The following is a 14,671-nucleotide window of genomic DNA, read 5'->3' as shown; positions in this document are numbered from 1 at the left end:
CGTGGGTGCCATCCCGGGCCACGCACGCCGTGCTCACCCTGGGGAGGTGCCTGCAGCGTGCCGCAGGCGGGCCCTCCGTTCATCATGGTTTCATCATGTCATGGCGAGGAGAAGGGCACGTCCAGCACGGGGCGCTTCTTCGCGTCCGGCAAATCGTAGTGCCACCACTCCATGCGGTTGCGCTTGAAGCCCGCGCCTTCCATGGCCTCGCGCAGGACTTCGCGGTGCTTGCGCGACGCCTGGGTGCCGCCCTCGTATCCGTGGTGCGCGGCGCGGCTGAAGGTGTCGAAGGGAGTAGGCATCTCCACCTCCTGGCCCTCCAGCGTCGTCAGCGTGAGGTCCACCGCCCCGCCCCGGTTGTGGTTGGAGCCGGTGCGCGGGTTGGCGACGTAGCCGGGCACCGGCATGATTTCCCACATCTGGTACTGCACCGCGCGCGGCCGGTAGCAGTCGTACACCTTCAGCCGGTAGCCCTGGGCACGCAGCACGTCCGCGGCCTTCCTCAGGCGCTCGGCCGACTCGGGCAGCAGCAGGCAGCGCGCCGTGTCCGGGTACACCTTCCGCTTCATGAAGTTGTCCGCCGTCGCGTAGCGCAGGTCTACGACCAGGTCCGGCACCACCGTGGTGGCGTCCACCAGGGAGGCCGCGGCCTTCGGCGTCGCCGTGGCCTTCGACGTCCCCGCGTCGTTGGCCAGCGCGGGCCCGGACAACAGGCCCAGCGCCACCACCACGCCCCAGCCCAGGCGCGGCGTCACGCGGCCTCCGTGTAGCGCGTGGGGTCCGGCACGCCGGCTTCCTCGAAGCCCTTCTTGCGCAGCACGCAGCTGTCACAGCGCCCGCAGGCGCGGCCCTGGGTGTCCGGGTCGTAGCAGGAGTGCGTCAGGCCGTAGTCCACGCCCAGCTTCACGCCTTCGCGGATGATGTCCGCCTTCGTCAGGCCGGACAGCGGCGCGTGCACGGTGAAGCGCGCCCCCTCCACGCCCGCCTTGGTGGCCAGGTTGGCCATTGACTCAAAGGACTGGATGAACTCCGGGCGGCAGTCCGGATAGCCGCTGTAGTCCACCGCGTTGACGCCGATATAGATGTCCGTGCTGCCCACCACCTCCGCCAGCCCCAGCGCCAGCGAGAGGAACAGCGCGTTGCGCGCCGGCACGTACGTCACGGGGATGCCGTGGCTCAGCTCATCGGCGGGCCGGTCCTTGGGCACCTCGATGTCCGCTGTCAGCGCGGAGCCGCCCACCTGCCGCAGGTCGATGGACACCACCCGGAAGTCCGTCACGCCCATGGCGGCGGCGACCTTCTTCGCCTGCTCCAGTTCCACCGCGTGCCGCTGTCCGTAGGCCACCGCCAGGCAGACGGGCTCGAACCCCTTCGCCTTGGCCATGGCCAGGCACGTCGTCGAATCCAGCCCACCCGAAATCAACACCACCGCACGCTTCACCATCAATCCCTCCGCGCTCCCTGCACGGTGTACACCGTGGTGCAGGTGGACGGCTGGCAATTGCAGTTGCGGGTCCCCGGCAAGAAGATGTCCGTGAGGGAGCCGCACGCCAGCGACACGTCGTAGCCATTCTCCGTGGGGCCCGGCACCGAGCCGTCGGGGATGCCGCCGTCGAACTGGCGGCAGTCACGGCTGAGGCTCCGCGCCTGGCTGTCGCTGAAGAGCGTCACCCGCAGCGTCTCCTCGATGGCGGAGTCCTCGCAGCCCGTGCCACAGGACGCGCGGGGCGCGACGGCCTTCAGCGTGGACGTGGCCACCTGCCCCTCATAGCCCGCGTCGCGCGAGTAGCCCTGCACGGTGAAGTAGCCCGTGCCCGCGTCCGTGTCGCGCGAGAAGGTGCCCTCGAAGAGGAACACGCCGGCGTCGTTGGTTTGCGCGAAGTCCGGCACCGAGGCGTCACACGTGGTGCGCGCGGCGTCCAGCCGGGCCTCGAACTGGAACGAACCGAGCACCTGGTCACCCGGGTACACGGGTTCGGAATAGCAGGCCATCGCCACGGCGACGGCCGTGACGGGCAGGGCGGCGAGAGCAAGACGCTTCACGTGCATGGCGACGCCACGCTACACGGCTAGGCGACGTCCAGCACGCAAAGGGCCAGCGCCCGGAAGGTGTCGCCGCGAGCAAGCACGGCGCCTACATCCACCTGCGCCGGGTCCCCTCCGCGCACCTCCGGGTCCAGCCGCGCCAGGACGCGCCCCGCCGCCAGCGAGGCCGGCACGGAGAGGAAGGCCTCCACCGCCGCCGCTTCCATGCCCGGCACCGGGCCAGGGCGGGCCAGCTTGACGCCGTCCTCACCCAGCGCCAGCGCCAGCGCGCACAGGTAGCTCAGCTCGGAGGCGCCGAAGCAGGACAGCGCGCCCGCGCCCAGCACCAGCACGTCGCCGCTGGCCAGGTACGCCTCCACCCCGCCCACCGGGTCCACCATGAGCTGCAACGCGCCCGCGCCCAGCGAAGCCAGGACGGGACGAAGCGCCGCGGCGAGCCGGGGCAGGCGCTCGGCCGTCACCGGCACCGCGCCGACGGGCACCGGGTGCTCGAAGCCCGACGGCACTGCCAGCGAGGACACCGGGGTCTGAGGCGCCGCCGCGTCGCTGGAGGACAGGGCCGCGCCCACGCCGTCCGCGCGCTGCGAGTCCTCCGTCCGGCCCAGGGCCCGCAGGGCCTCCGCGTAGAGCGTCCACCCATCCACGTCCAGCGGGCGCTCCCGGAGCAGGTGCGGCCAGATGCGGACGGCCAGGGACACCCCCTCGGGCACCGAGGAGAGGTGCTCGGCGGCCATGCGGGTGACTTCGGGGGACAGCTTGCCGGCGTCGAAGAGGCGCGCGGCGAGCCGGGCTCCGGGCGACACCAGCTGCGCGTCCAGGTAGCCGCGGAGGATGGCCTCCAGCACCGCGGGCTCGTCGGTGAGCCGCTCGCGCAGGCGCAGGGCCTCGCCGGTGAGGCCGCGCTCCTCCGCCAGCCTCGCGCGGCGGGCCAGCCGCTCGTCCGTCTCCGGCAGCCGCTCGAGCTGCGCGGCCGCGTCCGCCACCATGCCCAGGGCCTCGTAGGCGTCCGCCAGCCGCTCGCGGTAGGTGTTGCCGGACTCCACGCCCGCGGCCTGCTCCAGGCGCTCCACCAGCGCCACGAAGACCGCGGGCTCCTCGCCCAGGTCCACCAGCGACAGCAGGTGCCGCAGGGAATGGAGCTGCGCGGGGTCGTCCTTCAGGGCCTGCTCGAAGGCCTCGCGCGCCTCAAGCAGCTGCTCCAGCGGGCTGAGGAGCAGCTCACCGCGCTCCAGGTGCAGGACGGCGCGCGCCACCGCGTCCGGCTCTTCGCCGGCCAGCTGCGACAGCGTGCGCACGCAGGCCTCGTAGCGGCCCAGCTCCAGCTCCAGCGCGCAACGCTCACGCAAGAGCGTCTTGCGCCGCGAGGGCCAGCCGTCCGCCGCCATGGCCAGCGCTTCCACCCGCGCCGTGCCCGGCTGCGCATGCACCTGCGCCAGCACCGCCTCCGCCAAGGCCTCCGGGAGCTTCTCCAGGGTGGGCAGCAACAGCGTCAGCCGGGCCGCGAAGCCCGGCTCGGGCGCCAGCTCTTCCAGCGCGCGCAGCCGAGGCAGCACCGGGGCCGCCGCCGAGCGGAGCACCTCGTCGCGCAGCGCCACCGCGAACACGGCGTCACGCGCGGCGGACAGGCCCGCCAGCTCCAACAACCCCTCCGCGTCGCCTTCCGCGCGCAGGCCATCCGCCAGGGCCGAAGCATGCGCGGGGTCCGCGTCCGGCAGCGCGGCCAGGGCCCACAGCGCCTCACGCGTGCGCGCCGGGTCGCCCGCCTGCGCGGCCATGGCCAGCGCGTCGGTCAGGTCGCCCGAGGCCATGGCGGGCGCGAAGCCCACTTCCAGCGCGCGGGCGAAGGCGCCCAGCCGGCCGAAGCGCTCGGCCAGCTCCGAGGGCGCGAGCATGTCCGGCGCCTCGGTGGCGATGCGCTCGAACACCTCCAGCGCCTCGCCGTGCTCGCCCGCCTTCTCCCAGAGGCCCGCGGCCTCCAGCAGCAGCGGCGGACGCTCTTCCGGCGCCGCCAGCCGCGCGGCCTGCAGCAGCGCCCGCGCCGCGCGAGGGGCCTCGCCCGACGCGCGGTACAGGTGGGCCACCCGCAGGGCGGCGTCGACGTCCGGCTCCACCGAGGCCGCGGCCTTGGCCGCCTTCAGGGCCTCTGGCAACTGGCCGGCGGATTCGAAGGCTCGCGCGGCGGCCATGAGCAGCACCTGCCGCTCGCGGCCGGAGGCCAGCTCCGCGCGCGCCACCTGCACCTCGGCGCGGCGCGCGGGGGCGTCCTTCAGCAGCGGCTCCAGGGCCTCCAGTGCGTCCGCGTAACCCGCGCCCGAGGCGCCACGCGTGGCCACTTCCTCCAGCGCCTCGCGCGCCACGTCCTCGCGGCCCGCGTCACGCGCGAGCGCGGCCAGCTCCAGCCGCAGCACCGCGGCCTCGTCGGCGTCCTCGACGCGCGGCACCAGCCGCTCCAGCGCCTCCAGCAGCCGCGCGGACTCGCTCCGCTGACGCAGGCCTGTCACCAGTGCCTGGAGGGCGGTGAGGTCCTCCGGCGCGGCCTCCGCGGCGCGCTGGGTCAGCGTCCAGGCCGCGTCTTCATCCGCCAGCGAGCTGGAGGCCACCGACGCGGCGGCCAGCAGCAGCTCCGCGGCGCGACGGCCACCCGCCGCCTCCGCGCCCGAGGCGTACACGTCCAGCAGGTCGCCATGACGCCCCAGGGCGTGCAGGCCCGCCACGGCCCGGTCGATGACGGACGCATCCGCGGGCCGCAGGCGCGCCAGCGGCAGCAGCGCGTCGATGGCGTCCTTCGGGTCGTCGAAGAGGTCCGCCGCGCGGCGGTAGAGCACCTCGGCGGTGGCGGCGTCCTCCGCGTGGCGCGCCAGTTGGAGCGACGCCCGGTAGAGGCCCGGCGCGTTGCCCGTGCGCGAGTGCACCTCGGCCAGGAGCGACAGGGCCTCACGGCCGCGCTCGCCTTCCGGCTCCAGCGCCACCACGGCCTCGAAGGCATCCGCCGCGTCGTGGAACGCGCCCGCGCCGAGCGAGGCATGGCCCAGCCGCAGCCAGGTCCGCGTGCGCACCGGCACCGGCAGCGCGTCTCCGCCCACGTCCAGCAGGCGGCGGTCGTAGGGGCGCGCGGCGACGGGACCTCCGCCCTTCGCGGCCAGCTCGGCGCGCGCGGACAGGGCGTCCACGTCGTCCCCCGCCAGGGAGAGGTATTCGTCGAAGGCCTCCGCGGCCAGCAGCGCCTCGCCCGCGTCCAGCAGCCGCGAGGCGCGCTCGCGCAGCAGCGGCAAGGCCTCCGGCGTGGACAGGGCCGCGGCGCGCTGGGACAGCAGGTCCGCCAGCCGGCGCACGTCCCCGGACGCGCGCTCACGCACGCGCTCGAAGGCCTCCGCGCTCGCGGGGCTCAGCTCGAAGGCCTGGTCCTCGCACAGCAGCGCCCGCTCGCGGGCACCGGCGGCGCGGAAGGCCCGAGCGGCGGCCAGGTAGCTCTCCGCGGCGCCCGCGGCCTCCTGGCGCTGCGCCCTGCGCAGCATCAGCTCCGCGAGCGCCTGATGGTCCTCATCCTCCTCCAGGAAGGCGAGGTGCCGGGCGAAGACGGGCTCGCGGAAAGGGTCCGCCTCCAGCAGCACCGCGTCGAACTCCGCGGCGTCCGCGTGGCGCTTCACCTCGTGCAGCAGCTCCGCCGCCTGCGCGGTGAGCTCCAGGTCGTCCGGGCGCGCGCCACGCGCCGCGATGAAGGCCGCGGCGGCGGCCTCCGGGCGCCCTGCCCGGTCGCGGTACAGCACGGCGGCGCGCAGGAACAGGTCCGCGCGGCGGGCCGCGTCGGGCTCGCCTTCCGCGCACTCCTCGTACCAGGCCGCCAACTCCGCCAGCCGGCCGTCGCTCTCCAGGAGCTTCTCCAGCAGGCCCTCGGCCTCCGTCAGCGCCCGGTCCTTGCGCAGCGCCGAGCGCAGCAACTCCTCGGCCTTCGCCACGTCCGACAGCACGTCCAGGTTCAGCCGCGCCAGCCGCAGCAACATGGCCGCCGCCTCGCCCGCGTCATCCAGCAGCGGCAGCGCGCGCTCCAGCCAACGCGCCTCGGCCGCCGCGTCATCGCGACGCTCGGCCAGCGCGGCGCCCAGCTTCGCGGTGCCCAGGTCCACGGCCAGGGCGAAGGCGCGCTCCAGCGCGACCTCGGCGCCGGCCGGGTCCAGCTTCACGTCACGCAGCAGCTTCGCCCGGTAGCGCTCACACGCGGCGGCCTCGGACGGCTGCCCCCGCGCCTCCAGCAGGTCGCGCGCATCCGCCAGCGCCCGCAGCGCGTCGTCCGCGCGGCCCAGGTCGACCGCGAGCCGGGCCTCTTCCTGATAGGCCTCGAGCGCCGCGTCCGGGTCCCCCGCCTCCAGGCTGAGGGTGGCCACCTCGCGCAGCTCGGCGAGCAGCTCCAAGGTGCGGCCGGTCTCCCGGTGCAGCGCCGCCAGCCGGCGACGCAGCGGCAGCGGCTCCGTGGCCAGCGACGCGGCGCGCGCCAGCAGCGAGGCCGCCACGCCCGCGTCCGCGAGCACCTCGCGGGCCCGCGCCGACAGCTCGACGAGCCGCTGCACGGTGTCCTCGGATGGCGCCAAGGCGTGCGCGTGGGTGACGCGCACCTCGAAGGCGCCGCGCGGGTCGTCCTTCTCCAGCAACGCGGCCAGGCGCAGCACCGCAGGCTCGCACAGCGGCCGCTCGGAGAGGAGCTTCCGGTACGCGGACACCGCGCGCTTCGTCTCTCCGGTCTGCTCGGCCAGCTCCGCCAGCCGCAGCCACGTGGACTCCGCGGCCTCGGGCGCGCTCCGGAAGTCCGCGGCGGCGGCCAGTGCGTCCTGCAGCGGCAGCGCCTCGATGACCGCGCCGCGCAGGTAGAGCAGCTCCGCCAGCGACGCCAGCTCCGCCCCCTGCGCGGGGACCAGCGAGTGGGCCTTGCGCGCCAGCTTCAGCGCCTTGTCCAGGTCGTGCGCGCCGTGCGCGTAACCCGCGCCCTCGCGCAGCAGCAGCGCGGCGTCCTGCGCGGTGGCGCTCTCCGCCGCGGTCTCCAGCAGCGCCGCGGCCTCACGCAGCTCGCCACGCTCCGCCACCAGCGAGACCAGGCGACGGCGGACAGCGGCGTCGGATGGAGACAGGCGCAGCGCCTGCCGCAGCGCGGCCTCGGCGGGCACCGGCTGCGACAGCCGGTCCAGGTAGAGGCTGGCCAGCTCGGCGTACAGCGCGGCCGCCTCGGCGGGCGCCACATGTGGTGCCTCGGTGGAGAGCAGCTCGGCCAGCGCGGCCCAGTCCTCCCGGGTCCGCAGCACGCGCTGGAGCGCGGCGGTGGCCCCCGAGTGCCGGGGTGCCAGCGCGAGCGCCGCCTCCAGGCTCTGCCCCGCGTCCGCCATTCGGCCGCCGGACTCCAGCAGCGCGGCGCGCGCCAGCAGCGCCTCCACGCGCCGAGGCACGGGGCCCTGCAGGGCCGCCTCGGCGAGCGCTGCGGCCTCCTCCTCAGGCTTGCCCTCACGGCGCGCCAGCTCGGCGAGGGCGAAGAAGGCGTCACACCGCTCCGCCGCGGACAGCTCCAGCCCGATGGCCGCGCCCAGGGCCTCGCGCGCCAGGACGCGCTCGTCCTTCTCCACCAGCGTGGCGGACAGGGCCAGCAGGCGCTCGCGAGCGCGGGTGGCGAGGTTGGCGTCGACGGACACCGCGCGGCGCCACACGTCCAGCTCCGCGGCCTCGTCGCCCGACTCGCGCGCCAGCTCCGTCAGCGCGAGCAGCAACGCCGCGGGACGACGAGCGCCCTTCGCGGCCTCCGAGAAGTCATCACGCGCGGCGGACGCCCGGCCCGCGGCGCGGTGAAGCACGGCGCGACGGGCCAGCAGCTCCGCGCGCGCTTCGCCCGAGGCGGCGGCCACCAGCGTGCTCAGCAGCTCCAGCCGCTCCGTCTCCTCCTCCGGCGTGCCGGTGCCGGGCGGCGGCAACAGGTCCAGCAACGACTGCGCCGCCCAGGTGTCGTGCGGCTCCTCCAGGCGCAGGCTGCGCAGCGCGTCCACCGCGGTGGTGGCGCGCCCCAGACCCAGCGACAGCTCCGCCAGCTCGCGGCGAGCGGCGCGGCGGGGCTCGCCGGACAGGCGCGGCCACAGCTCCACCAGCAGGTCCGCCAGGGCCTCGCGCGCACCCGCCTTGCGGTGCAGCGACGCCAGCTCCACCCGGGCGTCCAGGTCTTCCGGCGCGCGCGCGCTGTACTCGGCCAGCAGGCGGCGGGCGGCATCCGTGCGGCTCGCGCGCACCGCGGCGGTGGCGGCCTTGCGCGTCAGGGCCACGCGCTCGCTCTCACGCGGCGCGTCGCTGTCCGCGGGCGGCAAGGCCAGCACCGCCTCGAAGTCCTCCAACGCGGCGCGGGCATCGGTGGGCAGGCGCAGCTCGCCCCGGCGCTGCCGCGCGGGCGCGTAGCTCGCGTCACGCTCCAGCGCGTCGGCGAGGAAGGCCTCCTCGCGGCTGGTCCCCGCGGCGAGCAGCGAGGCGCGGAACAGCAGCTTCGCGCCCGCGCGAGCCTCGGGCATCAGCGCGGCGCGGCGCGCGTACAGGCGCGCGGCCTCCAGCTTCTCGCCGCGCTCCAGCTCCAGCTCGGCCAGCGACTCCAGCACCTCGGCGGCCAGCGGGCCCTCGGGGCTCGCCTCCAGCGCGGCCGTCAGGCGCATCAGCGCGGCGGCGTTCTCCCCTCGCTCCAGCAGCGCGCGGGCGCTCTGGAGGAACAGCGGCGCGGCCTCCTCGGCGCGGTCGGCGCCCATCAGCGCCTGGGCACGGTTGGCCCACAGCTCGGCCAGGGCCTGCGACTCCCCGGCCTCCGTGTAGAGCGCCTCCAGGCGCGCGGCCAGGCCATCATCCAGCCGGCGCAGCGGGAAGGCCTGCGCGTAGGCGGCGATGGCGCCTTCGCGATCGCCCAGCATCTCGCACGCGCGGCCCAGCCGGGAGCGCACGTCCGCCAGCTTCTCCGGCGCCGCCGTGCGCGGCAGCGTGGACAGCAAGCTCTCCAGCGCGCGACGGGCATGCTCGGGGCGCTCGCAGCGCAGCGACAGGTCCGCCAGGTCCAGCAGCACCGCGGCGTCCGGCGCCAGCCGCGCGGCCTTCTCCAGCGCCACCAGCGCGTCACCCACGCGGCCCAGCCGGGCCTCCAGCACGCCAGCCAGCTCACGCAGCGCCGCCGCCGCCAGCCGCTTGTCGCCCTGGGCCTCGGCCACCCGCGCGCGCACCTCCAGCGCGTCGGCCAGTCCGGCCATGTCGGCGCGCTTGCGCTGCAAGGCGCACAGCTCACCCAGCGCGGGCAGGTCATCCGGCTCGGCGCGCAGCACTTCCTGGAGCGCGTGGACGGCCAGGTCCAAATCGAAGGCCAGGTCGCGCGCGGCCACCGCGAGGCGGCGGTACTTCTGCGCGCGCTCCTTCAGGTCCGTGGCGAGCCGCGCCAGCGAAGACAGGCACCGCGTCAGCAGCGCGCCGTCACGCCGGGCCTCGGCCAGCGCCAGCAGCGACTCCAGCGCGGGCCGGTGGTCGCCATCCGCCTCCAGCGCCAGCAGGAGCAGCCGCTCCGCCTTCTCCGGCTGTTGCAGCTTGCCCCGGTGCAGCTCGCCCGCCTCGGCCCAGGCCGCCGCGCGCTTGCCGGGCGCGTCCTGGAGCGCCGCGGCCTTCTCCAGCGCCTCCGCCAACTCCTGCGAGCGGCCGGTGGCGCGGAAGTACGGAATCAGCTCCTCCAGCGCCACCGCGTCGCGCGGGTCCAACGCCAGCGCGGACTCCAGGTGCTCCCGAGCGCGCGCCGGGTCACCCAGCCGCGTACGGTACAGCCGCGCCAGGGCGTGGTGGCTGGCGTGCGCGGCGTGCCGCACCTCCTCCGAGCGCGGCGCCGGCCCCGCCAGCTCCAGCGCCTGCTGGTAGCCCGCCAGCGCCTCCTGCAACCGGCCCAGCCCCTCCGCCACGCGGGCGGCGGCGAACAGCGGCTCCGGCTCACCGGGAAGCAACGACACCGCCTCGCGGAAGCGCAGCAGCGCGTTCTCCGGCTGCTTCAGGCCTTCGTCCCACACGCGGCCGGCCATCAGGTCGGCATGCCCCACCCGGTCCAACTCGTGGCGGCCCATGGCCACCTCGCGCAGGCGGTCCAGGGCCTTCAGCGCGCGCAGGTGCTCACCGCCGCGGTGGCACAGCTCGCCCAGCAGCAGCAGCGCGTCCGGGTGGTCCGGCGCCAGCCGCAGCGCGGCCTCGCAGTGCAGGCGCGCGCCGGCGATGTCGTCCTCCGTCTGCGCGCACAGCCGGGCCAGGTGCACGTGCGCATCGGCGGCCTCGGCCGGGTCGCGAGCGAGCGCCGCCAACCGGCGATAGGCGCGCACCGCGCCGGCCCTGTCGCGGGCCTGGTCCGACGCACGCGCCAGCGCCTTGAGGGACGGCAGGTGGTCGGGCTTGAGCCCCAGCAATTCATGCAGCGCCTTCACCGCCACCTGCGGCGCGGTGTCGCGCGAGCAGCGAGCGGCGGCCTCGGCGGCGAAGAAGGCGGCGGCCTCCTCCGAGGTCCGGCGCGCGAGTGCGCACAGCGCCAGGTAGCGCTCGGCGGCGCGGGCTCCCTCGCCCCGGCGCTCGCGCACCACGGCCTCGCCCCAGAGCGAAGCGGGGCTGCGGTCCCTGCGGCGTTGCAGCGTCGCCGCCACGTCCAGCGCCAGGTCATGCGCCTGCGGGTCCGCCACCATCAGCGACAGCAGCCGCTCGGCGGCGAAGGGGTGCGCGTCCTGCGCGTCCCCCGCCTGGAGGTACGCCTGACGCGCGTCGGCCAGCCGGCCCTGCGCGATGAGCCCTTCGGCGTCCGCGAAGGCGCGCGCGCCCTCCAGCGCCAGCAGCAGCTCCTCGTCCGGAGGCGACGGCGGCGGCAGGCCCCCCGAGGAGAAGCGCAGGCGCAGGCCCGCGCTGGAGACCTCCGCGGCCGACAGGCGCGCGGTGTCCAGCGTCGGCATCTTGTAGCCACGGCTCACCGCCGCCAGCTGGCACAGCACGGGCAACACGCGCGTGGAGAACCCCGTGGCCCCGCGGACCTCGACCTCCGGCACCAGCGCCAGCGCGCCCACCGCCGAGGACAAGAGCCCCGGCACCTGCACGGACGGCGTGGAGGAGAAGCCGTAGAGGCGCACGTCGTAGAGGTAGACGGCGAGCCGCTCCCCGTCCGCGTCGAACGCCACCTTGAAGGTGAAGGGCGTGTGCTCCGGCGCCGGCAGCCGTCCCTGGCCTTCGAGGTAGCCGGGCCGGAAGTGCAGGCGCAGGTCCTCGATGCCAGCCAGGCGCCCGGCCAGCTCCGCCACCCGGCGCGTCACCAGGTCCGCGTCGACGGACAGCTCCAGGAAGCCGAAGTGCAGCTTCTTGCGCTGGTAGCGCGTGGCGCCGGCGCTGACGTTGAAGGGGAAGCTGACGTCCGGAATCTGGAGCGCGAAGTCGGAGATGCGCAGCCCCGGCAGGACCTCCAGCGCCGGGAAGCCCACGAACGCCCTGCGGTCCAGCAGGCGCAGCTCGGGGGCGGCGGCGCGCGCATCCAGCGCCGTGGCGGGCTTGGGAGAATCGCTTTCGGTGGCCATCGCGGGAGCAGGGACGTTAGCACGGGGGCCAAGCCCTCGAAATTTCTGGCAAACCCCCGCTTGTGGGGCAGGCAACGAGACGTGATGGCTCCCCGAATCCAGGGTGAAGGAACGGGCTGCGCCCTGGGCCGAAGTCGGACAAGATGCGCCCGCGTGTTGGCCCCCGACTCCCTTGTCCTCGACGGTCGCTTCCGGGTTCTCCGTCCGCTGGGCTCGGGCGGGATGGGAGAGGTCTACCTTGGCGAACAGGTCTCCCTGGGCCGCAAGGTGGCCATCAAGGTCCTGCACCATGACCTCCACGCCCAGGCCGGCATGGCGGAGCGCTTCAAGCGCGAGGCCCGCCTCCTCTCCGCCGTGGAGCACCCGGCCGTGGTGCGCATCGTCGACTTCGGCGAGTCCGGCGACCACGCGTGCCTCGTCATGGAGTTCGTCGAAGGTGAGAGCCTGTACGACGTGCTCACCCCAGGTCCCATGCCCCCGGGGCGCGGGCTGCCGCTGCTCCAGCAGTTGGCGGAGGGCCTGGCCGCCATCCACGACAAGGGCATCATCCACCGCGACCTGAAGCCGGAGAACGTCTTCATCTCCAAGAGCGCCCGGGGCGAGCAAGCCCGGCTGCTGGACTTCGGCATCGCCCGGCTCGTGGAGCCGGACGCCGCCAGCAGCGTCAGCCAGATTGGCGTGGTGCTGGGCACGCCGGAGTACCTGTCGCCGGAGCAGGCCGTGGGCGCGAAGGTGGACACGCGCAGCGACCTGTACTCGTTCGGCGTGCTGACCTACCGCGTGCTGTCCGGGCGGCTCCCCTTCGACGGGCCCCTGCCGCGCAACTTCCTGTCGCAGCACGCCTCCGCCGCGCCGCTGCCGCTGGACCGCGCGGCCCCCACGCTGTCGCGCTACGTGGGCCTGCTGTCGCTGGTGATGCGCCTGCTGGAGAAGGACCCGGGCAAGCGGCCCCAGAGCGCGCACGAGCTGGCGGACGCGCTGGCCGCGGCGCACTCGGCCCTCGCCGCCTTCACGCCCGGCCTGGGCACCCCCGCCTACGCCCCGCCGCCGGGGAGCGGCGCCACGCCCTCCTCCGGCACGTCGGTGTTCGGCGCCGGGAGCGCCACGGGGAGCGGCGCGGGCCCCACGGGCACCGCGGCCTTCGCGGGAGCCGCTCCGGCGCCGCAGGCGAGCAGTGGCACCGCCGCGTTCGGCGTGGCCTCCAGCGGCGGCTCGGCCTCGGGCGCCCTGGCGGCCTCCGCGCCGCGCACGGGGACGGCGTCCTTCGGGATGAAGGTCTCCGGCAGCATGGCCGCCGTGACAGGCGGCGGCGCGCTGGCGGTGAAGCCGCAGAACCTCACGGTGATGCTCACCGACATCCAGGGCTTCACCGAGCGCACCAGCCGGCAGACGCACGAAGAGAACGCGCGGATGCTGGAGACGCACGACAAGCTGCTGATGCCCCTGGTGAAGGAGCACGAGGGGCGGCTGGTCCAGAAGCGCGGGGACGCGTTGCTGGTGGTGTTCCGCTCCCCCACCGCGGGCGTGCTGTGCGGCATGGCCATGCAGGACCGGCTGTGGCGGCACAACCAGGCGGTGCCGGAGGTGGATCGGCTCAACGTGCGCGTCTGCCTGCACGCGGGCGAGGTGCTCGCCACGCCGGACACCGTGCTGGGCGAGCCCATGGAGGTCGTCGAAGCCGTGGAGCACGTCGCCAGCGCGGGCGAGGTCACCTTCACCGAAGCGGTGAACCTGGCGCGCAACCGCGCGGAGGTCACCGCCGAGCCCTGCGGCGCCATCGCCCTGCCCGGCCGCGACGAGCAACTCCAGCTCTACCGCTGCCAGCGCGCCGTGGAGGGGCCGCCCTTTGGCGACCGCTTCGCCTCGCAAGGCAGCCGGGGCAATGCGCTCGCCCCCCTGCTGGCGAAGCTCCAGGCCGTGAAGCTGCCCACCGGGTTGGGGGCGCTGCTGCGTCAGCGGCGGCGCGAGGCGGCGCTGGTCGCCGGCGCGGTGGTGCTCCTGGGCGCCGGAGCCGCGTGGCTGGGCCAGCGCAGCGACGCCGGCACGCGGGCCTTCGCGCTGCTGGAGGATGGGAAGCTCGACGAAGCCCTGGCGCTGATGGACGCCGCCACCGAAGAGGAGAAGGAGCTGCCCTCGCTGCGGCGCGCGCGCGTGGCGGCGCACCATTCCAAGGGGCACCACATCAGCGAGCGGACCGCGCTCAACCACCTGAAGGAGGAGGAGCTCGAGGACGTGGAGCCGCTCATCCTCGACGGGCTGGCGGAGGACTACGGCAAGGAGCCGCTCACGGTTTTGGAGCGGTCCCTGGCCCGGCTCCCGAAGGACCGCGTGCGCGCCCACTACGAGGACCTGGCCGAGGAGGCGTACTCCCTGCGCCAGTGGGGCGCGCTGCGCTACCTGGAGTTCGCCAAGGCGGCGGACGGGGTGGACCTGGTCCGCGCGTACAGCGAGGCGCTGAACACCCCGGACTGCGGCATCCGCACCCAGGCCGCCAACCGGCTCGCGGGCCTGGGTGACGCGGATGCCATCCCCGCCCTGGAGCGCGTCACCACGCTGCCCAAGGAGAAGGGCCTCCTGGGTAGCAAGGACTGCGGCCACGACGCGGCGGCGGACGCCATCAAGTCACTCAAGAAGAAGAGTGGCTGACTACGGCAGTCTCCGAGGAAAGAGCCAGTGGGATAGAACGACGGTTTCCTAACCCTTGAATGGTCCCTCGGCCCTCGGGTGGCGACGGCTCAGTCCCTGGGATTACTGGACGCGGGCGTTCGCCGACGGCCGGCCGATTACGTACCAATTACGTACCGGCCATCTCGCCATCAGAGGGCTCAAGAGCCTTCGTAGGAGGGCTGCCTGGGCAAGCGCCCACATGCGTCCTCTACGCTGAGGGAGAACTGGCCAGGAAGACGAGCAGTACCTGACTCGTCCACTAGGAGCGTGTCGCGGTAATCGCGGTGGGGCTTGCCCGGAGGGAGGCCCGCGTGGTGAATGCCGGGCATGAGCAAGAAGTTCCGCCCCTGGAATGTGCAGCAGGCCTTCCTGCTGCCGCCGTCGCT

Annotated in this window: 5 protein-coding genes; 1 reads left to right on the top strand and 4 read right to left on the bottom strand. The window is 74.9% G+C overall.

Annotated features, from left to right (window positions below; translation table 11 throughout):
• Positions 1-98 precede the first annotated feature (98 nt).
• The 4 genes from ddpX to HV826_RS19115 are packed head-to-tail and all read right to left on the bottom strand — an operon-like array spanning position 99 to position 11,618.
• Positions 99-755 (bottom strand): D-alanyl-D-alanine dipeptidase, encoded by a 657-nt coding sequence (gene ddpX / locus HV826_RS19130; protein WP_176418472.1) that lies wholly within the window; start codon positions 753-755, stop codon positions 99-101.
• A complete protein-coding gene (queC, locus tag HV826_RS19125; RefSeq protein WP_176418471.1) occupies positions 752-1,444 on the bottom strand; it encodes a 7-cyano-7-deazaguanine synthase QueC in 693 nt (230 codons plus the stop codon). The genes ddpX and queC overlap by 4 nt, the downstream gene beginning before the upstream one ends.
• Positions 1,444-2,049 (bottom strand): hypothetical protein, encoded by a 606-nt coding sequence (locus tag HV826_RS19120; protein WP_176408769.1) that lies wholly within the window; start codon positions 2,047-2,049, stop codon positions 1,444-1,446. The genes queC and HV826_RS19120 overlap by 1 nt, the downstream gene beginning before the upstream one ends.
• Positions 2,050-2,069: 20 nt before the next feature.
• Positions 2,070-11,618 (bottom strand): flagellar hook-length control protein FliK, encoded by a 9,549-nt coding sequence (locus tag HV826_RS19115; RefSeq protein ID WP_176418470.1) that lies wholly within the window; start codon positions 11,616-11,618, stop codon positions 2,070-2,072.
• A 153-nt stretch (positions 11,619-11,771) separates the two neighbouring features.
• On the opposite strand from HV826_RS19115, the gene HV826_RS19110 reads away from it, so the two are divergent.
• Positions 11,772-14,264, top strand: a complete 2,493-nt coding sequence (locus tag HV826_RS19110) for a protein kinase domain-containing protein (RefSeq protein WP_176418469.1) — start codon at positions 11,772-11,774, stop codon at positions 14,262-14,264.
• The last annotated feature ends 407 nt before the right edge of the window (positions 14,265-14,671 follow it).

Origin of the sequence: Myxococcus sp. AM010 (genome assembly GCF_013372585.1) — a bacterium.
In the GTDB taxonomy this organism is placed as follows: domain Bacteria; phylum Myxococcota; class Myxococcia; order Myxococcales; family Myxococcaceae; genus Myxococcus; species Myxococcus vastator.
The sequence above is the reverse complement of the archived record's forward strand: the minus strand, read 5'-3'. Positions and strand labels throughout refer to the sequence as shown.

Excerpts from the sequence above, each read along its gene's own strand:
- queC (WP_176418471.1), bottom strand. The coding sequence starts at position 1,444 with ATGGTGAAGCGTGCGGTGGTGTTGATTTCGGGTGGGCTGGATTCGACG.
- HV826_RS19120 (WP_176408769.1), bottom strand. The coding sequence starts at position 2,049 with ATGCACGTGAAGCGTCTTGCTCTCGCCGCCCTGCCCGTCACGGCCGTC.
- HV826_RS19115 (WP_176418470.1), bottom strand. The coding sequence starts at position 11,618 with ATGGCCACCGAAAGCGATTCTCCCAAGCCCGCCACGGCGCTGGATGCG.